This window comes from Oleiphilus sp. HI0061 (assembly GCF_001635675.1).
Genome location: NZ_LWFE01000007.1, coordinates 1 through 877 on the forward strand (window position 1 = coordinate 1; position 877 = coordinate 877).

At 43.4% G+C, this 877-nt stretch carries 2 protein-coding genes; both read right to left on the reverse strand.

Annotated elements, in window-relative coordinates; genetic code table 11:
- On the reverse strand, positions 1-250 hold a 250-nt coding region (locus tag A3735_RS00215; protein ID WP_304439949.1), incomplete at its 3' end, for an acetyl-coenzyme A synthetase N-terminal domain-containing protein.
- Positions 251-303: 53 nt separating this feature from the next.
- On the reverse strand, positions 304-877 hold a 574-nt coding region (locus A3735_RS29935), incomplete at its 5' end, for a hypothetical protein (RefSeq protein WP_197485541.1).

An 877-nucleotide genomic window follows, 5' to 3' on the forward strand; every position in this document is an offset into this window, starting at 1 on the left:
GATCTAGACAATTTACCGAAGCATTCAAGACACCGTCGTAATACCAGCGAATATGCAAATCATTAGAAGAAAACGATACATCTTTTACCTGGGAATAAGGTTTGATCCATTCAAGGCGCTTTCCCTGCTCTGCCCAGAACGATTCATTGTCATCCTGCGACTGCTGATAAAGCGCTTGATAACGGTCTTGATCGATATTAGTGCGGGCTTTAGCCTGCGCGTGAATGGGATAAACTTTTTGATTACTCATGAGATGTCTCCGGTCCTTGTAGAGCCTCACTATTCAGAGTCTCTTTTTATTCTTTATGAGTCACCGGAAGAGTCGACTAAAGACGCATACTTGATTGATTCTAATAAACTTTCCAGTGGTATATCTTCAGCTGAGGAGCGAATTGCTCGCGCTAGAACTTGTTGATCACCAAAACCAGAAGCGTCATAACGGGCTTTGGATTGTCTGAGCTTTATCGACTGGCGGTATTCATCCAAACCGATGCGTTCATAATCAGACAATAACAATTGTTTTTGTTCTTCACTCAACTGATCAGGATCCAGAGAATGCAGCAAGCTATGAAGAAGGTCAACTGCTGCATTGCCCAGACGATCACCAAAACTGTAAATACACCCAGACAACAAAGTCACCATCTGTTCGGGTGTTGTATTTTTATCGCTAAAGAAGTTATTTAAACGAAGCCGTAGATCGACCCATGCATCTTCAGAATGCTCTGATAGCGGCTCCTCTACTAGCTCTGCTTTTTGCTCAACATAACGTTCAACGCTAGCTTCAACGCCGGAATCCAAAGCATTGTCTTCAACATGGATCTCTGATTCAGGAGACAAGTCGCCTTGAGCTTCCCGAACTTGGTCAAGCAAGGTTTGT